This window comes from Allobosea sp. GW822-FHT03F07, from assembly GCF_058801345.1.
On sequence record NZ_JBXAND010000004.1, the window covers coordinates 252,772 to 271,639 of the forward strand.

General features: G+C 68.2%; 16 protein-coding genes. 9 read left to right on the forward strand and 7 right to left on the reverse strand.

All coding sequences use genetic code 11. The features are described 5' to 3' along the window. The first annotated feature begins 23 nt into the window (after nucleotides 1-23). The 3 genes from AC1RMY_RS15000 to AC1RMY_RS15010 all read left to right on the forward strand — a co-directional run bounded on the left by AC1RMY_RS15000 (nucleotide 24) and on the right by AC1RMY_RS15010 (nucleotide 4,226). On the forward strand, nucleotides 24-2,075 hold the full coding sequence (locus AC1RMY_RS15000) for an NAD(+) synthase (protein ID WP_492865738.1): 2,052 nt from the start codon (nucleotides 24-26) through the stop codon (nucleotides 2,073-2,075). Between the two features lie 916 nt (nucleotides 2,076-2,991). Further along, nucleotides 2,992-3,834 (forward strand): hypothetical protein, encoded by an 843-nt coding sequence (locus AC1RMY_RS15005; RefSeq protein ID WP_492865739.1) that lies wholly within the window; start codon nucleotides 2,992-2,994, stop codon nucleotides 3,832-3,834. Beyond that, nucleotides 3,831-4,226: a hypothetical protein gene (locus AC1RMY_RS15010; RefSeq protein WP_492865740.1), complete on the forward strand. Its 396-nt coding sequence runs from the start codon at nucleotides 3,831-3,833 to the stop codon at nucleotides 4,224-4,226. Before AC1RMY_RS15005 ends, AC1RMY_RS15010 begins: the two co-directional genes overlap by 4 nt. 14 nt (nucleotides 4,227-4,240) lie before the next feature. On the opposite strand, the gene AC1RMY_RS15015 is transcribed toward AC1RMY_RS15010, so the two are convergent. From AC1RMY_RS15015 to AC1RMY_RS15035, 5 genes are all read right to left on the reverse strand, one after another. After that, nucleotides 4,241-4,996 carry an SDR family NAD(P)-dependent oxidoreductase gene (locus AC1RMY_RS15015; protein ID WP_492865742.1) on the reverse strand — a complete coding sequence of 252 codons (756 nt, stop codon included), beginning with the start codon at nucleotides 4,994-4,996 and terminating at the stop codon, nucleotides 4,241-4,243. After that, nucleotides 4,969-6,012: a ketopantoate reductase family protein gene (locus AC1RMY_RS15020; protein ID WP_492865744.1), complete on the reverse strand. Its 1,044-nt coding sequence runs from the start codon at nucleotides 6,010-6,012 to the stop codon at nucleotides 4,969-4,971. Before AC1RMY_RS15020 ends, AC1RMY_RS15015 begins: the two co-directional genes overlap by 28 nt. Beyond that, a complete protein-coding gene (locus AC1RMY_RS15025) occupies nucleotides 6,009-6,956 on the reverse strand; it encodes an isoaspartyl peptidase/L-asparaginase family protein (protein WP_492865746.1) in 948 nt (315 codons plus the stop codon). The genes AC1RMY_RS15020 and AC1RMY_RS15025 overlap by 4 nt, the downstream gene beginning before the upstream one ends. A gap of 139 nt (nucleotides 6,957-7,095) precedes the next feature. Beyond that, nucleotides 7,096-8,688 carry an ABC transporter substrate-binding protein gene (locus AC1RMY_RS15030; RefSeq protein WP_492865748.1) on the reverse strand — a complete coding sequence of 531 codons (1,593 nt, stop codon included), beginning with the start codon at nucleotides 8,686-8,688 and terminating at the stop codon, nucleotides 7,096-7,098. Beyond that, nucleotides 8,685-9,236, reverse strand: a complete 552-nt coding sequence (locus AC1RMY_RS15035) for a MarR family winged helix-turn-helix transcriptional regulator (RefSeq protein WP_492865749.1) — start codon at nucleotides 9,234-9,236, stop codon at nucleotides 8,685-8,687. Before AC1RMY_RS15035 ends, AC1RMY_RS15030 begins: the two co-directional genes overlap by 4 nt. 226 nt (nucleotides 9,237-9,462) lie before the next feature. Between AC1RMY_RS15035 and AC1RMY_RS15040 the strand changes: the two genes are divergently transcribed. The 5 genes from AC1RMY_RS15040 to AC1RMY_RS15060 all read left to right on the forward strand — a co-directional run bounded on the left by AC1RMY_RS15040 (nucleotide 9,463) and on the right by AC1RMY_RS15060 (nucleotide 14,824). Next, nucleotides 9,463-10,164: a creatininase family protein gene (locus tag AC1RMY_RS15040; protein WP_492865751.1), complete on the forward strand. Its 702-nt coding sequence runs from the start codon at nucleotides 9,463-9,465 to the stop codon at nucleotides 10,162-10,164. A 148-nt stretch (nucleotides 10,165-10,312) separates the two neighbouring features. Further along, nucleotides 10,313-11,287: an ABC transporter permease gene (locus AC1RMY_RS15045; RefSeq protein WP_492865753.1), complete on the forward strand. Its 975-nt coding sequence runs from the start codon at nucleotides 10,313-10,315 to the stop codon at nucleotides 11,285-11,287. Beyond that, complete coding sequence (locus AC1RMY_RS15050; protein ID WP_492865755.1) at nucleotides 11,284-12,210, forward strand: ABC transporter permease; 927 nt, start codon at nucleotides 11,284-11,286, stop codon at nucleotides 12,208-12,210. The genes AC1RMY_RS15045 and AC1RMY_RS15050 overlap by 4 nt, the downstream gene beginning before the upstream one ends. Next, a complete protein-coding gene (locus AC1RMY_RS15055) occupies nucleotides 12,207-13,910 on the forward strand; it encodes a dipeptide ABC transporter ATP-binding protein (RefSeq protein WP_492865757.1) in 1,704 nt (567 codons plus the stop codon). The genes AC1RMY_RS15050 and AC1RMY_RS15055 overlap by 4 nt, the downstream gene beginning before the upstream one ends. Before the next feature lie 14 nt (nucleotides 13,911-13,924). Next, a complete protein-coding gene (locus AC1RMY_RS15060) occupies nucleotides 13,925-14,824 on the forward strand; it encodes a polysaccharide deacetylase family protein (protein WP_492865758.1) in 900 nt (299 codons plus the stop codon). A gap of 91 nt (nucleotides 14,825-14,915) precedes the next feature. Here AC1RMY_RS15060 and AC1RMY_RS15065 read toward each other — a convergent pair whose 3' ends face one another. Next, the gene (locus tag AC1RMY_RS15065; RefSeq protein WP_492865760.1) at nucleotides 14,916-16,256 is read right to left on the reverse strand and encodes a tetratricopeptide repeat protein; all 1,341 of its coding nucleotides are present in this window, start codon (nucleotides 16,254-16,256) and stop codon (nucleotides 14,916-14,918) included. A 40-nt stretch (nucleotides 16,257-16,296) separates the two neighbouring features. Then, nucleotides 16,297-16,671: a DUF1127 domain-containing protein gene (locus AC1RMY_RS15070; protein WP_492865762.1), complete on the reverse strand. Its 375-nt coding sequence runs from the start codon at nucleotides 16,669-16,671 to the stop codon at nucleotides 16,297-16,299. A gap of 1,109 nt (nucleotides 16,672-17,780) precedes the next feature. On the opposite strand from AC1RMY_RS15070, the gene AC1RMY_RS15075 reads away from it, so the two are divergent. Beyond that, nucleotides 17,781-18,824 carry an OmpA family protein gene (locus tag AC1RMY_RS15075; RefSeq protein WP_492865763.1) on the forward strand — a complete coding sequence of 348 codons (1,044 nt, stop codon included), beginning with the start codon at nucleotides 17,781-17,783 and terminating at the stop codon, nucleotides 18,822-18,824. Nucleotides 18,825-18,868: the final 44 nt, after the last annotated feature.

An 18,868-nucleotide genomic window follows, 5' to 3' on the forward strand; every position in this document is an offset into this window, starting at 1 on the left:
GCGGGAGGGAGCCGTCCTGCGGAATGACCTTTTCCAACATCCACACGCACGGCTTCATCCGTCTCGCCTGCGCCGCGCCGCGGCTCAAGGTCGCCGATCCCGCCTTCAATCTGGCCGAGACGATCCCGCTGCTGCGCCGGGCCGATGCGGGCGGCGCCTCGATCGTGCTGTTTCCGGAACTCGGCCTCAGCGCCTATGCGATCGATGATTTGCTGCTGCAGAGTGCGCTGCTCGATGCGGTGCTGGCGGCGATCGCGGGCCTCGTCGAGGAAAGCCGGAGCCTGCGCACTGTGGCGGTCGTCGGCGCGCCGCTGCGGGTCGAGGGCCGGCTGTTCAATTGCGCGGTGGCGATCCATCGCGGCTGCATCCTCGCCGTCGTCCCAAAGACCTATCTGCCGAACTATCGCGAGTTCTACGAGCGCCGGCAGTTCGCCTCGGGCGAGCGCGCCGGTGTGAGTTCAATCCGACTCTGCGGGCAGGATGTGCCCTTCGGCACCGACATCCTGCTGACCGCCTCGGACGTGCCCGACCTCACGATCCATATGGAGATCTGCGAGGACGTCTGGATGCCGGTGCCGCCGAGTTCCTTCGCGGCGCTGGCCGGCGCGACGGTGCTGCTGAACCTCTCGGCCTCCAACGTCACCATCGGCAAGTCCGACTGGCGGCACACGCTCTGCAAGGCCCATTCCGGCCGCTGCATCGCGGCCTATGCCTATTCAGCAGCCGGAACGGGGGAATCGACCACCGATCTCGCCTGGGACGGGCAGGCGATGATCTATGAGAACGGCGCGCTGCTGGCGGAGGCGCAGCGTTTCGCGCCTGATCCGCAACTGATTCTCGCCGATATCGACCTGGAGCGGCTGGCGCTCGACCGCATCCGCATGAACACCTTCGGCGACAACGCGGACCATCTCCGCGAACGGCTCGCCTTCCGCCGCGTGTCCTTCGCACTCGAGCCGGATCGCGAGACCGATCTCGGCCTGTTGCGCGAGGTCGAGCGCTTCCCCTTCGTCCCGAGCGACGATGCCCGGCTGAACGAGCTCTGCTTCGAAGCCTACAACATCCAGTCGCACGGCCTGCGCAAGCGCATGGAGAGCGCCCGCGTCGAGAAGATCGTCATCGGCGTCTCCGGCGGCCTCGATTCGACGCAGGCGCTGTTGGTCGCGGCCGACACCATGGATGCACTCGGGCTGCCGCGCGCGAATATCCTCGCCTACACGCTGCCGGCCTTCGCGACCAGCGCCGGCACTAAGACCAATGCCTGGCGGCTGATGAAGGCGCTGGGTGTCACCGCGGCCGAGATCGACATGACCCCGGCCTGCCGGCAGATGCTGGTCGATATCGGCCACCCTTTCGCCGAAGGCGAGCCGGTCTACGACATCACCTTCGAGAACGTGCAGGCGGGCGCGCGCACATCTCTGCTGTTCCGCCTCGCCAACCGGCACAACGGCCTCGTGCTCGGCACGGGCGATCTCTCGGAGCTGGCGCTCGGCTGGTGCACCTATGGCGTCGGCGACCACATGTCCCATTACAACGTCAACGGCTCGGTCTCGAAGACGCTGATCCAGCATCTGATCCGCTGGGTCGCGCAGTCCGGCCGCTTCGGCGCCTTGGCCTCGGCCGTGATGGAGGATATCCTGGCGACGGAGATATCGCCGGAACTCGTGCCGGGCCAAGGAGAGGGCGAGGGCGACAAGCCGGCGCAGAAGACCGAGGATTTCGTCGGCCCCTACGCGCTGCAGGATTTCAACCTGTTCTACACGACACGCTACGGCTTCAGGCCGAGCAAGGTCGCCTTCCTCTCGCACCATGCCTGGGCGGACGCCGCGCGTGGCGACTGGCCGCCGCATATGGAGGCCTCGAAGAAGGTCGCCTACGATCTCGCTACGATCAAGAAGTGGCTGCGCGTCTTCGTCCGACGCTTCTTCGAGACGAGCCAGTTCAAGCGCTCCGCCGTGCCCAACGGCCCGAAGGTCTCGTCAGGCGGCTCGCTCTCTCCGCGCGGCGACTGGCGCGCCCCGAGCGATGCGTCCGGCGCCGCCTGGCTGGCCGATCTGGAGCGCATTCCGGATTGAGAATCGGCGCGCCGGGCCCGCCGTTGATCACCTTCCTCCGACTGCGATCACACCCGCACCGTCATTCCGGACAGGCCGCGTAGCGGCGCCGCTCCGGAATCCATCATAGAGCCAAATCGATGCCAGGATCCGCCCTCCGATGGATTCCGGGTCTTCGCTGCGCTCGCCCGGAATGACGGTGAGGGGATGATTGGCCGTCGCGACGCACCGAAAGCCCCGGCCGGCCTGTGGCCGCGGGGTTTTCGGGCTCTTTCCTCCTGCATCAGACCGAAAAGTGGGATCCACTTTTCGGTCTGATGCCTGGCGTATCCAAGGGGATGCGCGGGGCGTAGTGGCGTCGCAGTCGACGGCTGCGTGCCGACGTCGATGTCGAATGTCGTGTCGAAGCAGCGCCGTCAGCCGCCGCCGGCCTTTTAGAGCAGAGGTCTTGCCCGCGCGCAGGTCTTTGATGCCGCCAGATCGCCTTCTGGTTATCCGTGTCACGGATCGCGCAGCCTGACTCACCTGCGCGATGGCGATCTGCGCCTCCGTCGTCCTGAAGCCCGCAACGGCTTTGGACGACGAAAGCCGCAAACCCCGCCCGGCCGCACGATGCCTCGCGACAGCCCCTTTGGTCGGGCGGAGCGAGGGCAGATTAGGCATGGGTTCGCGAGGCGGGGATTAGTTTTCGCGGGAACCGCGACGCTTCTTTCCCTTCTCCCGGATGAGGGTGTGCGGTTGCCGCAGAAGGCGCAGCGGCCCCTTCGCACTCTGACGATCAGCGGCGGGCCCTCACCCCTGCCCCTCTCCCATCCGGGAGAGGGATTCCCCGCGCCTTGGCTCGGAGCGGCCCGCGGGGATAAGGCCCGCATGATGTCCCCGCCCCATCCCGTCGCCCTCACCCTTCCGCTCGCGCCGCAAGGGAGGGACGCCGGCGATGAAGGCGACGGGGTCACTCGACGAACATTGGCATCTGAAACTCAGCCTGCTGCGCCTGCGCGTCGGGCTGCTCGCGCTGCGTCGCGAACTCCAGCTTCGGCGCCGGCCGCTCCCGTCACGCAAATATCGGCCGGACCAGCCACGCGTCCCGGCGGGCAACGCCGATGGCGGGCAATGGACGGATGGCTCGGGCGGCCCCGGCCCGATGAGCTTCGAGGAATGGCTGGCCGGGGGATGGGCCAGCGGTCTCGGCACCGTCGATGCCGAGGACGGGCTCGGCGACTGGCGCCTGCGCGACGACCAGGCGCCGATCGAGGAAGTCCAGTATCGCCCGCGCGGGGGCGGGGCCGGAGGCCGTTGGCCTGAGGCGACGCTCGGCCAGCAGGCAAGGCTAGCGGCGAGCGAAAGCCAGGCGCAGTCCGCGATCAGGCGCGTCCAGGAGATCGATCCGCGCTGGCAGCCGCCGGCGAGCATGTCGGAAGGCATCGAGGGTGCGATCCTGAGCAATCAGGCCGCGATCCGGCAGGCAGAAGCGCGGCTGCGCGAGCTGGCCGGCAAGGGCATCGGCGAAGGCCCGTTCGCGCGGGAGTCGATTCCGGCGCGCGGGCCGGGCCGTTTGCGGGAAAGCGAGCAGCGGGAGATCGACGCGATCGGCCGCTTGTTCGGCTGCCACACTTGCGGCACGACTGAACCAGGAACGGGAAGCGGCCGCTTCATCGGCGATCACCAAATCCCCAGTGCGCTCAATTCTGAGGGGAGAAGCCAGCGGCTGTTTCCCCACTGCTTGTCGTGCAGTCTGAGACAGGGCGGTTCTGTTCAGAACCTCAGAGGTCGTCGATGATCAAGATCCAGAGAATACAGCCGTCCAATTCGATGATCTTCCTCACCGGTGGTGGCGAACTGATCGAGCACGGTGGTTACGTCGAGGTTCCCGTCGACCATATCGATCCCAGCAAATCGCTAGTCGCGGCTTCCCGCACCATGCTGATCGTGTGCGTGCTGCCCGAGGTCGACGGTGAAACCGAGCTGACTTTCGGACGCAGCAGCGAAGTCGATCCCGGCTGGCCGCCCGGCTTTGTCGGGGTGATCGCAACCCCTACTCGCCAGCTGATTATCCACGACGTAGCTGGCGACATTCTCGCCCAGCAGTCGAACGTCCCCGACATCACCCGGCTGCGCATCTGGTTCAGCCACCCGCGCTGGCCGGAGCGGGTTCTGATCGGGATCGACTGAAGCTCCGGCGGGCTTCAGGAGCGCCCGCCATCCACCGAGAGCACCTGCCCGGTGATCCAGCCGGCCTGTTCGCTGAGGAAGAACAGGGTCGCGGCCGCGATGTCGGCCGGCGTGCCGAGCCGGCGCGTGTGGATGCCCTCGACCAGACGCTTCTGACCTTCCGGCCCGTAGCTCTCCCATTGCCGCTCGGTGGCGGGGTTGGAGCGCACGAAGCCCGGAGCGACCGAGTTCACGGTGATGCCATGCGGGCCGAACTCCCAGGCGAGCTGCTTGGTCAGGCCGACCAGCGCATGCTTGGCCGAGGCATAGGCCTGGATGCCGGTCAGGCTCGGGCGCAGGCCCGCTCCCGACGAGATCGTGACGATCCGGCCATGACCGGTCGCTTTCATCGCGGGCGCGGCCGCCTGCGCCAGGAAGAAGGCGGCATCGACATTCGCGGCGAAGATCACCCGCCAGTCGGCCTCGGATATCTCTTCGATCGGCCGCCCGACCTGGCCGCGCACGCCGCCGGCGGCATGGACGAGAAGCTCCAGCCGGCCGCTCTGCGCGACGATGGCCTCGATCAGTGAGGCCGCGCTCTCGGGCGAGCCGAGATCGACGGCATGTGGAATGGCGCCGATCGCGGCTGCGGTGGCCGTGACGCCCTCCGCGTCGATATCGGCGAGATGGACGGTCGCGCCGGCCTCGACGAGGGCGGCTGCGATGGCGCGGCCGATGCCTTGGGCTGCGCCGGTGACGAGAGCTATGCGGTTGTCAAAATGGATTTGCATCGGTCGATCAGCACTTTCAGCGTGTCGTAGGATTGCGGCCGTCGGCCGTCCTCGATGTCATGGATCAGGGCGACCAGCGTCTCGGTCGCCGGTGTTGGCACACCCGCCTCGCGCCCAAGCGTGGCGATGATGCCGATCTGCGGATCGACCTCGGTCTTGCGCTTGCGCACGGCGAGGTCACGCCAGATCCCGGAATGGGTCTTGGCCGTCTTCGAGGTGTAGTCGGCGAGCCAGGCGATGGTCTCGATCTGCGGATATTCCGGCTGGCCCGGTGCGAACACCATCGGGTCGAACTCGCCGAAGCCCAGCGTCTTGACGCCGCGCGCGGCCGCGACCGCCGCGACCTCCTGCCCGAGCGCGAGCCAGACGACGAGGCGCTCCGGATCCGCGAAATTGGCCGACATCGAATCCCCGGTCAGGGCCGTAGCGAACAGCATCGCGCCATAGGAGAGCTTGCCCCAGAGATAGCCCCAGATATTGGTCGTCAGGATCGCGGCCGGCTCGAAGACGAGCATCAGCTTGTGCATCTCGATCGCGCGCGGCGTGATCTGCCCGTCGATCTCGCCGACGACGACGGCCCCGGCATTGCCGTAGAGGATTTCGCCCGGCCCGTGCCAGTCGGCGCCGAAATTGACGAAGCAGCCCATCGTCCGCTCCGCGCCGACATGCTTGGCGATGGCGATCTCGTTGAGGCCATTCTGGGCGGAGAGAACATAGCCGTCGGGGGCGAGATGGGGCGCGAGCGCGGCGGTCGCAGCCTCGGTCGCGCCGGCCTTCACCGCCAGCACGATGCGCTTGTAGGTGCCGGTCAGCTCGGCCGGCGTCACCGCCGGAATGACCTGCCTGAATTCCTCGATCGGCCCCGTGATGCTGAGCCCGGTCGTGCGGCAGGCCTCGACATGCTCCGGCACGACGTCGACGAGCAGGACGGGAATACCCACCCGCGCCCAATAGGCGCCGAGCGTGCCGCCGATCGCGCCCGCGCCCCAGATCAGGATCGGTTCGTCCGTGCTCATGCCTGCCCCGCGATCTCGACTTCGCCATGGGTCGCGACATGGACGGCCCCGTCGGGTGTCACCCAGCCGCGATACATGCCGTCGGTGTTGTAGGGCGCGACGATGGTGCCGTCGGCGTCGACCGCGACGAGGCCCGCGCCGATCTTGTGGGCGGTGAGCTCGCCCAGCACCGTCTGGCTCGCCTCTTCCAGGGCCAGGCCCTTATAGGCGATGAGCGAGGCCAGTTCGTGTCCGACGCAGTAGCGGATGAAATACTCGCCCTTGCCGGTGCCGGAGACGGCGCAGCGCCCGTCGCGGGCATAGGTGCCGGCGCCGATGATCGGTGAATCGCCGACGCGTCCGACCGGCTTGTTGGTGTAGCCGCCGGTCGAGGTCGCGGCCGCGAGATGGCCCTGGGCATCGAGGGCGACGGCGCCGACGGTGCCGTGCTTCTCTGCCTCGCTCGCCTGCGAGGCCGTGCCGACCAACTCGCGGATCTTCATCGAGGACAGGTTCTTGCGCCGACGCTCGGTCGAGAAATACGCGTTCTCCACGGTGTCGAGCCCTTCATGGGCGGCGAAGGCGTCGCCTGCTGCGCCCGCCAGCAAAAGCGGGTCGCCGCGCAGCATCAGGGCCTTGGCGGCGCTGACCGGATTGCGGATAAGCTTGACGCCGGCGAGCGCGCCGGCAGCGAGCGTCGCGCCGTCCATGATCGAGGCATCGAGCTCGTGCTCGCCATCGCTGTTGAAGGCGGCGCCATGGCCGGCGTTGAAATGCGGCGAATCCTCCATCACCCGCACCGCCGCCTCGACGGCGTCAACGGCGCTGCCGCCCTTGGCAAGGATCGCCCAGCCGGCCCGCAGGGAGGCGGCGAGATCGGCCCGGGCCTCGGCCCATTCGGCCTCGGTCATCTCGGATTTGGGCAGCGTGCCGCAGCCACCATGGATGGCGAGAGCGATGGTCATGTTGGGAGTCCTGAATTTGTGCGGGAACCTGCCCGTCATGCTCGCCCTTGTGGCGAGCATCCACGTCTGCGCCATGGCGCGCGACGAGCGAAGGCGTGGATGGTCGGGACAAGCCCGACCATGACGACAGCGGGTTGCCTCACTTCTTGGCGGGCTTGATGTCCATCGCCAGCGTGTCCTCATCGACGCGCGGCGCGATCGTGACCTTGTCCTTCTGCATCGCCCAGGCCGAGCCGACTGCGACGATCGGCAGGCGCGGACGATCCTTGGCGACGATCGCGTTGGCGTCGGAGAGCAGCTTGTTGCGCCTGGTCTCGTCGAGTTCGACGGCCGCGTCCTCGATCAGCTTGTCGAGCTCGGGGTTCTTATAGCCGAGCACGTTGAAGGCGCCGAGCTTCTTGGCCGGGTCGTTGGAGTGGACGACCGAGGACAGCGTGTAGTTGGCCTCGCCGGTCAGCGTGCCCCAGCCCGACATGGCCAGCGAGTACTCGGCGCGGGTGCGGGCCGGGAAGAAGACGGCAGCCGTCTGGGCGTTGGCGGTCACGTCGAGGCCGATGCGGGCGAGCATCTGCGCGACCGAGGTGCCGACCTGGCGGTCGCCCGGCAGGCGGTCATTGGTGAAGGAGAAGGTCGTCTTGAAGCCGCTGGGGTAGCCGGCCTCCTCCAGCAGCTTCTTGGCGCGGGCGATGTCGACCTTGAGCGGCGGCAAATCTTTGTTGAAGCCGGCGATGCTGGAGGTGACGAGCTGGTTGACCGGCGCGCCGAGGCCTTCCATCGCGATCTCGACCAGCGCCGGCCGGTCGATGGCAAGGTCGATCGCCTCGCGCACCTTCGGATCCTGCAGCGGGTTCTTCGGCAGGGGCGAGCCGTCCTTGGCGCTGACCTGCGGGGACTTGTCGCGCAGGTCGATCTCCATGTTGAAGACGTAGACCGTGTCCATCGTCGCGACCGAAAGCTTCGGGTCGCGCTTGAGTGTCGCGACGTCGGAAGCCGGCGCGCGCACGATGATGTCGACCTGGCCGGCCTTGAGCTGTGCGACGCGGGCGGCGTCGTTCGGCAGTTCCTTGCGGATGACCTTGGCCCAGGGCTCCTTGGGACCCCAATAACCGTCGAAACGGTCGAGCACGAGCTGGTCCTTCGGCGTCCAGGAGACGAACTTGTAGGGGCCGGTGCCGATCGCGGCCTTGCCCGAGTTGAAGGTCTCGTTGGCATTATCCTTGGTCAGGCCGGCGGCGGCCTTGGCCGAGACGATGAACAGGCGGATGAAGTCGTTGGGCAGGTTCGGGGCCGGGCCGTCGGTGACGATATGGACCGTCAGCGGGTCGACGATTTTCACCTCCTTGACGCGGCGGACATAGATCGTCGTTGGATTGGGGCCCGACACCACCGGAATGCGCTCGATCGAGAACTTCACGTCCTCGGCGGTGAAGTCCGAACCGTCATGGAATTTGACGCCGGAGCGCAGCTTGAACTCCCAGACGTCGGGCGCGATCGCCTTCCAGCTCGTGGCGAGGCGGGGCTCGATCTGCAGCTTGTCGCCGGACCAGGTCAGCGTGTCGAAGACATGCTTCAGCGCTTCGGCATGGGTGCCGGTGGCGGTGAAATGCGGGTCGATCGAATCCGGCCCGGCGCGAACGCCGATGGTCAGGTTCTGGGCCAGCGCGGCTGTCGAGACGGAGGCGCCGAGTAGCAGGGCCAAAGCGGCGATGCGGGTGAGACGTGTGGTTGTCATGATGCGGTTCCCTCTTTTTCTAGATCGGTCGGCCAGGTCGGGGAGGCGATGACCAGCTTGTCCATCAGCTCGCAGAGCTGGCGCTGCTCGGCTTCGGTCAGCGCCGACAGCATCGACGTCTGCTGCTGCACCATCAGCGGCATGGTTTCCTCGAAGATCGCCCGGCCTTGCGTGGTCAAGTACAAAACGAAGCTGCGCAGATCGTCGCGGTCGGTCTCGCGCCGGAGCAGGCGTCGCTGCAGCAGCCGCTGGATCGAGCGGCTGAGCGTGTTCTTCGGCAGGCCCGACGAGGCGACGATGTTCTTGGCGGCGACCCCGTCCTTCAGTCCCACCGCATAGAGCGCGACGAATTCGGGCCTGACCAGGCCGTAGCGGGTCTCGATCCAGCGATAGACCGGGTCGTTGAAGCGGAAGGCGATGAAGTTCAGCCGGAAGGACAGCCAGCACGGGTTGTCCCAGAGCTTCGTCACGGTCAGCGGGTCGAGCTCATCGAGCGCTTGCTCGCGCTCCGGACTGACACGCGAAAGGGCTGTTGGCGCGCGCCGCATGCCCCGGCCCTCCCGTTCCAATTTAGTTCCAAATGGAACTTGACCCTGTCGAAGGCCAGAGTCAAGGATGGGAATTGAGGATTGTGGAGCGTTGGTGCTCCCGCAAACCGATTCTGCGCGGCTCATTTCGCGTTCGTCGCAGGAGCCTGATCGACGAAGAGTGGTGCGGGTCGGCCCGACTGCTCGGGTTGATTAGAGCCGGGTTGGTTCAAGCAAGGAATAGGCCGTGCGCGTCGCCGAGATGAACTGGATGCAGATCGAAGCGCAGGCGAAGCGCGACGACCGCTGTGTCCTGCCTTTGGGATGCGTCGAACAGCACGCCTATCTCAGCCTCGCCACCGACGCGATCTTGGCCGAAAAGGTGGCCAACGACGCGGCCGAGCCGCTCGCTCTGCCGGTCTTCCCGGTGCTGGCCTATGGCATGACGCCGGGCTTTGCCGCCTATCCCGGCACGGTTTCGCTCCGCCTGAGCACCTATGCCGCGGTCATGGAGGACATGCTCGAGGCGTTCTATCGCTCGGGCTTCCGCCGCATCGTGCTGGTCAACGGCCACGGCGGCAATTCGCCGGTCATGACCCAGGCGACCGAGTGGATGGGCCGGCATGGCGATGCCAGCGTCCGGCTGCACAATTGGTGGGCGGGCCCGCGCTTCCAGGAAGCGGTCAAGGCGGTCGACCCGGCGGCCTCGCATGCTTCCTGGATGGAGAATTTCCCCTGGACGCGGCTGGCAGGCGTCACGATGCCGGATGCGGTGAAGCCGCCCTTCAATGCGCCGGCCTATCAGGCCGCCAGCCCGGTCAAGAAGCGCCAGATCCTCGGCGACGGCAATTTTCACGGCCGCTACCAGCGCTCCGACAACGAGATGCTCAGCCTCTGGCAGGTCGGCGTCGAGGAAACCCGCGCCGCCATGACGGAGAACTGGCCGTGAGAGGGGCGCCATCCCTCAGCCCTCATCTTGAGGAGCCGCGTGAGCGGCGTCTCGAAGGATGCTCCAGTGCCCTCTGGATCATCCTTCGAGACGCGCCTGCGGCGCTCCTCAGGATGAGGGCTGAGCGAAGCAGCCTGCGGTTCTCGCCATGCTAGGTCACGTCCTCGGCAGGCTGGGACAGGCCCTCATCGTCATGCTTGTCATGTCGGCGCTGGTCTTTATCGGCGTCTATGCCATCGGCAACCCGATCGACGTGCTGATCGGCCCCGATGTCAGCCAGGACATCCGGCTCGAGACGATCGCGCGCTACGGCCTCGATCAGCCGCTCTGGCGCCAGTACTTCACCTTCCTCGGCCGGATCCTGCAGGGCGATTTCGGCCGCTCCTTCGTCTTCGGCATGCCGGTGCTCGACCTCATCCTGTCGCGCCTGCCGGCGACGCTGGAGCTGACGCTGGCCGCAGTCTGCGGCGCGGCGCTGATCGGTATTCCCGCCGGCATCTATGCGGGCTATCGGCCCGACGGGCTTGCCGCAAAGGCGATCATGACGATCTCGATCCTCGGCTTCTCGGTGCCGACCTTCTGGATCGGCCTCGTTCTGATCATGGCCTTCGCCGTCGAGCTGCAATGGCTGCCGGCCGGCGGGCGCGGCGCCACGGTCGCGATCTTCGGCGTCGAATGGAGCTTCCTGACCGCGAACGGCCTCAGCCACCTGCTGTTGCCCGCCGCGAACCTCGCCTTCTTCAAGCTCGCCCTGATGACGCGCCTGGCCCGCGCCGGCACGCGCGAGGCGATGCTGTCCGACACCGTCAAATTCGCCCGCGCCGCCGGCCTGTCCGAATGGACGGTGCTGCGCCGGCATGTGCTGCGGCTGATCGCGATCCCGCTCGTCACCGTCTTCGGCCTGGAATTCGCCTCGACGCTCGCCTTCGCCGTCGTCACCGAGACGATCTTCTCCTGGCCGGGCATCGGCAAGCTGATCATCGACTCGATCACCTCGCTCGACCGGCCGGTGATGGTGGCCTATCTGATGCTGGTCTCCTTCGTCTTCATCATGATCAATTTCCTCGTCGATCTCGCCTATGTCGGGCTCGATCCGCGCTTGCGCCGGGCGGGTTCGCGATGAGCCAGATCTCTCCCGCCAAACCTGCCTCCGCCAAGCTTGCTCCCGCGAGAGAAGTCTCGCCCGCAGCCCGGTTCTGGGCCGAGTTCCGCGAGAGCAAGGTCGCGGTCGCGGCGCTCGCCGTGGTCGTGCTGATGCTCGGCGTCGCGATCTTCGCGCCGCTGGTCGCGCCGCAGAACCCCTACGACCTCGCCAATCTCGTGCTGATGGATGCCCGCCGCCCGCCGGGCTATGTCGGCTCGGCCGGCTACACCCATATCCTCGGCACCGACGCGCAAGGGCGCGACCTGTTCTCGGCCATCCTCTATGGCCTGCGCATCTCGCTCCAGATGGGGCTGATCGCCGGCTCTCTCGCCTTCATCGTCGGCGTGACGCTCGGCGTCGGCGCGGCCTATGTCGGCGGCCGCTGGGAAGCCTTCATCATGCGCGTGATCGATCTCCAGCTCGCCTTCCCGGCGATCCTGCTGGCGCTCGTCCTCTCCGCGCTGCTGGGCCAGGGCAAGATCCAGCTGATCGCGGCGCTTGCGGCGGCGCAATACGCCTATTTTGCCCGCACGGCCCATGGCGCGGCATCGGCAGAGCGCGGCAAGGACTATGTCGAGGCGGTGCTCTCGACGCCGCTGCCGGCCTGGCGCGTGGTGCTCAAGCACATCTTCCCGAATTGCCTGCCGCCGCTGATCGTGGTCGCGACGGTGCAGGTCGCAAATGCCATCGCGCTCGAGGCGACGCTCTCCTTCCTCGGCGTCGGCCTGCCCGTCACCGAGCCCTCGCTCGGCATGCTGATCTCGAACGGTTTCCAGTACATGCTCTCGGGCCGCTACTGGATCTCGATCTACCCCGGCATCGCGCTGATCATGCTGATCGTCGCCATCAACCTCGTCGGCGACCGCATCCGCGATCAGGTCAATCCGAGGCTGAAGCGATGAGCGCTGCGCCTCTCCTTCAGGTCACCGACCTCGCCACCTATTTCCACGCCCGCGCCGGCGTGGTGAAGGCCGTCGACGGCGTCTCCTTCAGCCTGAAACGCGGCGAGGTGATGGGGCTCGTCGGCGAGTCCGGCTCGGGCAAGAGCATCACCGGCTTCTCGATCATCGGTCTGCTCGACCCGCCCGGCCGCGTCGAGCACGGTTCGATCAAGCTGGAAGGGCGCGAACTCGTCGGCTTGGCTGCGACGGAGCTGCGCGCCATCCGCGGCAAGAGCATCTCGATGGTCTTCCAGGACCCGATGATGACGCTGAACCCGATGCTGACCATCGGCGACCAGATCGGCCTGGCGCTGGAGGCCCATGAGAGCGTCTCCGGCGCGGAGCGGAGGACGCGGGCGATCGCGGCGCTGGCCCAGGTTCGCATTCCAGAACCGGAAACCAAGATCGACTTCTATCCGCACCAGTTCTCCGGCGGCATGCGCCAGCGCGTGGCGATCGCGATCGCGCTGCTGCATCGACCCAAGCTGATCATCTGCGACGAGCCGACAACGGCGCTCGACGTCTCGATCCAGGCCGAGATCCTCGCCGAGATGAAGGAACTCGTGACCGAGCTCGGCACGGCCCTGATCTGGATCAGCCACGACCTCGCGACCGTCGCCTCCATCGCCGACCATGTCTGCGTCATGCGCTACGGCAAGATCGTCGAGGCCGGGCCGGTCCTCGACGTGCTGACGAAGCCGCAGCACGCTTACACGCAAGGTCTGCTCGACTCGCTGCCCTCGCGCGCCAAGCCCGGCGCCTTGCTGGCCAGAGGCGCCGGCACCGATGCCGCGCCGCCGCCGCGTCTGCCGCATCAGGCGGAATCGGGCCGGCGCAGGGCGGATATGCCCTATGTCGTAATCGACGGTGTCGGCAAGCGTTTCCAACGCGAGGCGGGTGTGCTGCGCCTGCTGGCGCAGAAGCTCGGCATCGCCGGCCCGCTGCCGCTGGTGCAGGCGGTCGATGCCGTCAGCCTGTCGCTGAAGCGTGGCGAAGCCCTCGGGCTGGTCGGCGAGTCCGGTAGCGGCAAGTCGACGCTCGGGCGGATGGTCGCCGGCATCTATGCGCCCGACACCGGCCATGTCCTCCTGGATGGCGAGCCGGTGATGAGTGGCGACGAACGCCCCCGCAAGATCACGACACGTATCCAGACGATCTTCCAGGACCCCTTCGCCTCGCTGAACCCACGCATGCGGATCGGCGACAGCATCAGTGAGGGGCCGCTCGCCCATGGCCTCGTCAGCCGCGCCGAGGCTCAGGGCTATGTCGCCCAATGGCTCGCGGCCGTCGGGCTCGATCCCGCTTTCGCCGGGCGCTATCCGCACCAGTTCTCCGGCGGCCAGCGCCAGCGCGTGGCGATCGCCCGCGCGCTTGCCATGCAGCCCGATGTCGTGGTCTGCGACGAGCCGGTCGCCTCGCTCGATGTCTCGATCCAGGCCCAGATCATCAATTTGCTGATCCGCCTGCGGCAGGAGCTCGGCCTGACGCTGCTCTTCATCTCGCACGACCTCTCGGTCGTCCGCCATCTCTGCGACCGCGTCGCGATCATGCATCGCGGCAAGATCGTCGAGAGCGGCCTGGCCGGCGAGGTCTACGACAATCCGCGCGACGATTATACGAAGCGGCTGCTGGCAGCGGTGCCCGTGTTGCCGGTCGCTTGATAAGGAGACCCACCATGAGCGAACCCGAACTCCTTCCCTGGCAGTGGCCGGAAGAGACCTGGCGCGCCAAGGTCGATCGCGTCCGCGCCGGCCGCAATCTCAAGCCGGCCAAGTGGAAGAACGGTGCCCGCTGCGCCGTCGCACTCTCCTTCGACGTCGATCACGAGACCAACGAATTGCGCGACGGCGGCAAGTCGGTCGGGCGGCTCTCCTGGGGGCAGTACGGCAACCGCGTCGGCATGCCACGCATCCTCGATCTGATGAAGAAGGAGGACATCCAGGCGACCTTCTTCGTGCCGGCTGTGACCGCTCTGCTCTACCCCGACGAGCAGCGCCGCGTCATCGCCGAGGGCCATGAGATCGGCCTGCATGGCTGGATCCACGAGGTCAACACCGCCGTCCCTCCGGAGGCCGAGCGAGAGCTGCATCTGCGCTCCGCCGACACGCTGGAGAAGGTCACCGGCGTCCGCCCCGTCGGCATGCGCACGCCATCCTGGGATTTCTCGGAGGTGACGCTCTCGGTCGAGCGCGAACTCGGCCTGATCTACGATTCCTCGCTCTTCGCCGATGACGATCCCTACGAGATCATCGAGAAGGGCGAGGCGACCGGCATGGTCGAATTGCCGGTCGAGTGGATTCGCGACGACGCGGTCTATTTCAACATGAACCGCTTCCAGGCGCTGCGGCCCTACACGCCGCCCGAAGCGGTGTTCGACATCTTCCGTCGCGAGTTCGACCGCGCCTATCAGGAAGGTGGGCTGTTCCTTTTGACGATGCACCCGCATGTCATCACCTACCGCTCGCGCATCTGGATCCTCGAGAAGCTGATCGCGCATATCAAGGAGATGCCGGATGTCTGGTTCGCCAGCCATGCCGAGATCGCGGGGTTCGTGAAGGCGCAGGCTGGGATCTGAAGTCGTCTCGCCCTGCCTCTGAACCTCGCCGTCATCCCGGCGCTGCGGCCGGGATGACGGTACGGTTCAGAGCATCGACGAGCGCGGCGGTTCAGGCCGCCTGCGACGTCCCCGCGGGCGTCAGCCCCGAGCGCTGGGCGAAGAGCTGCGCCAGCGGGCTTTCATGCTTGGCGGCCAGCCGCTCTCCGGCCAGCGCCCGCGCCAGCGGTTCGTCCCCGGCGCGCAGCGCCGCCTCGATCAGCGTCAGCTCGATCACGTCGCGCTGGGCGTTGCTGCCGCCGAAGCGCGCCGCGATATGGCGCACCGGCCGGATCAGCCGGATCGCCTCGGCATAACGCCCCTCGCCAAAGGCGGCGAAGGCCTTCATCAAGGGGTAGCCGACATCCTGCGCGAAGCCGGCATTGTCGCCGGCCGAGAGCATGGCGATCGGCTGCTGCGCCAACACGGCCTCGATCAGGTCGCGCCGTCCCGCTCCGATGAAGGCCATCAGCGCGTGCAGGTCGTTGAAGGCGTAGAGCCCCGCTGTCCAGCGCGCCTGATAGTGCTCCGCGAGCCTGCTCCAGCGCTCGCCCACATCGATGCCGCGCAAATGCAGCCGCCACAGCATGGCGGAGGCGTCGATCAGTTCGAGCATCTGCACCGGCATGCCGCCGGCGATCGGCCCATCGACCAGCGCCAGCACCTCGTCGATCTCGCCGAGTTCGAGGTGATACAGCGCCAGATGCCACCAGTTATGGACCGCCAGGAAGCTGCCCTGCGTCCAACTCGCCATGTCCTGGCGCATGAAGGCGATGCCCTCGTCATGACGTCCCTGCATCTCCAGCACATGCGCGACCGCGTGGCGGGCCCAGCCATCGGCCGGAGCCGCCGCGAGCGCGGCGCGACCCTGCCGCTCGGCCAGCGCATACTCGCCGTTCTCCTCCAGCCCGAAGGCGTGCATGCCGAGCATGGCGTGGTGCGATTCCATGTCGGGCGACCAGGCCGGAAGCGCCCGCGCGATGCGGTTCTTCAGGAGCCGCGCATTGCCGGTGAAGAAGTCGAGCTGATGCCCGGCGATCAGGGCGAGCAGGTCGCGCGGATTCTCGATCGCGACATCCTCGATCACGCGCGAGGCCTCGTGCCAGCGCCCCTCGCAGAGATGGGCGAGCGCCGCCAGATGGCCGCGTTCGCGCGCCGTGGCCGGCAGCGTCAGGGCACGCTCGATGGTCTGGCGCGCGACCGGGATGGCGGCAGGCTCCGTGCCGAGCAGATAGAGCCAGGCATGGAGCGCATGCGCCATGACGAAGCCGGGCTCGTCGCGCATCAGCGTCTCGGCCGCGCCGACCGGGTCGCCGGAGAAGATCGCGAATTGGGAAACCGCCTGCGCGAAGGCGTCGGCGGAGCTGTGGCTCGCGCCGGACAGCGCGTTGCCGTGATGGTCCTGGGAAAACATGTGTCTGGTACCTTGTGAATGTCGGGAGTTGTGTGCCGCCTTAGCGTCCGCCGCGCTGCGCGCTGGCGATGGCGGCCTCGATATCGGGCCGGCTGATGCCGATGTCCCTGAGCGTGCGGTCGTCGAGCCGCGACAATTCGAGGGCGATCTGGCGGTTGCGCCGCCGTTCGGCGGCTCTTGTGCGGAAGCCTGCGAAGGCGGCCTTGAGCCTGGCGAGCCAGGAGCGCCCGGTTCCGGCTTCGTCGGCGTCGAACGGCTTGTATGCGGCGATGCCAGGCTGGTCGCCCGGCCGGGCAGGGGCCGGTGCCGCCACTGTCGGGATGGAGAGGAGGGTTCGGCTGGCGGGCCGGACTTCGCACATCTGCCGCCCCGGCCCGGTGCAGCCCGTGCAGCTCTCCTGTCTGAATGCGTACATGATCAGGGTCCTTGAAACGACCCGCGCCCCGGGATGAGGCGGCGTGGTCGCAGGAAGGTTTACGGTGCGGCCGAGCCTCCCGCTGTTCCCCGCGGGACAGCCGCGAAAAGCACCCGCAAGACTGAGTAGGACGGCTCGCTGCGGCCCGATTCGGCCATGCAAATGACGCCTTCAGCGGAACAGGGCCCGATTTCGGCCGTTTTTGGTTCAGGACGGGTTCAGCGCATCCGGCGTGTTCTCGTCCGCCGTTGAACTGGAAAATGGAACTCATGACGCGTACCAAGAACTGGCTTCTGGTCGGTACCCTCCTTCCCGCCGTGGTCCTGTCGCAGGGCGGATTCGCGGCTCCCGCGACCACGCTTCCTCCCTCTTTCGAGATTGCCCAGGCGCCGCCTGCGGCCGATGACGATCCGCGCCAGCCCGGCCAGCGCCGCGAGCGACCGCCCGGCCAACCGCGCGCTCCGGGGGCTCCCGAGGCGCCCGAACGCGGCGGTCCGCGCGGCCCGGCCCCCGCCAGCCCGCCGCCGGCGGTGCAGCGTCCCGCCGCCCCTCCCGCCCCCTCGGCTGCTCCACCCGCCGCGCCGAGGCCGCCCGCGCCAGCGCAAGTCGCTCCGCCGCAAGCCGCTCCCCCCCAGGCCGCTCCGCCTCGCTCCACGCCGCCCGCTGCGGCGCCCGAGCCGCGGCGCGATCCGCCGATGCCGCGCGCCGCGCCGCCGATCACCGCACCGGCCGCGCCCGGCCAGCCCTCGGCGCGCCCCGTACCCGTGCCGCCGGCGACCGACGTGCCCGCGACCCGCCCGACCCCGCCGCGTCCGCCGGGCGCCGAACCCGCAAGGCCGGCGGCGCCTCCTGCGGCCGCGCCCGCCCAACGCGCGCCGCTGCCGGCTCCCGCGCCAGCCGCGCCGACGCCTCCGGCCGCGGCTCCGCAGGTGGCTCCGACCCAGCCGAGCGCTCCGGCGGCGCCACGCACCGCGCCTCAGACGCAATCGGCTCCCGCGCCCACCGCGCCTTCGCAGGCTGCACCCACTGCGCCGGCACAGCCCTCAGCGGCGCCGCCGCCGGCTCCCCAGGCCGCGCCCGCCGCTCCGCCGTCCGGAAGGGCGCCCGGCTTGGCTCCCGCTCCGGGCCAGCCGCCGGCGCCCGGCCAGCCTCCGGCTTCCGACCAGCGTCAGGGCCGTCGCGGCGGCATCGGGCTCGGCGGCGCCGCGGCGATCGGCCTCGGGGCAGGCGTGATCGGCGGCATCATGGCGACGCAGGGCGCGGACCGTCTCGAGGATGTCCGTGGCCGACGCGAGGAGCGTCGTGAAGGCGACGTCACCATCATCCGCGAGCCCGGACGCACCATCCTGCGGGACGATGACGGCAGGGCGATCATCCGCCGCGACGAGACCGAGCGCTTCCGCGAACTCGGCTGGCAGGGCCGGACCGAACGCGGTAACGGCGAAACGCGCACGGTCTACGACCGCCCTGACGGGACGCGGGTCGTGACCGTCACCGACGAGCAGGGCCGCCTGATCAGGCGCACCCGCCTCGATCGTGACGGGCGCGAGGTCGTCATCATCGACAACACGCTGCGCGACCGCCCGGGGCGCTTCGCCGACGAGGTCGTCGTGCTGGAGCGGCCGGACCTGCGCATCCCGCGCGAGCGCTACGTCGTCGATGCCGACCGGGCCGATGAGAGCCTGATCTACGAGACGATCATCGCCCCGCCGGTCGCGCCGCTGCCGCGTCGCTACACGCTGGACGAGGTCCGCTATTCGCCAGACCTGCGGGCGCGCATGCGCAGCGTCGACATCGATACGGTGACCTTCGAGACGGGCTCCTGGGATGTCGCGCCGGGCCAGGCGCAGCGGCTTTCGGTGATCGCGGAATCGATCCGCAGGGCGTTGCAGCGCTCGCCCAACGAGGTCTTCCTCGTCGAGGGCCATACCGATGCCGTGGGCTCCGACATCGACAACCTCTCGCTGTCGGACCGGCGGGCCCAGTCGGTCGCGGAGATCCTGACCAAGGATTTCGGCGTGCCGCCCGAGAACCTGACGACGCAGGGCTATGGCGAGCAGTATCTCAAGGTCGCGAGCCAGGAGGCCGAGCGCCAGAACCGGCGCGTCACGCTCCGGCGCATCACGCCGCTGCTGGCGGGGCAGGGCGGCTGATCGGCAACGCTCATTCGGGACACGGAAAGGCCGCCGCGAGGCGG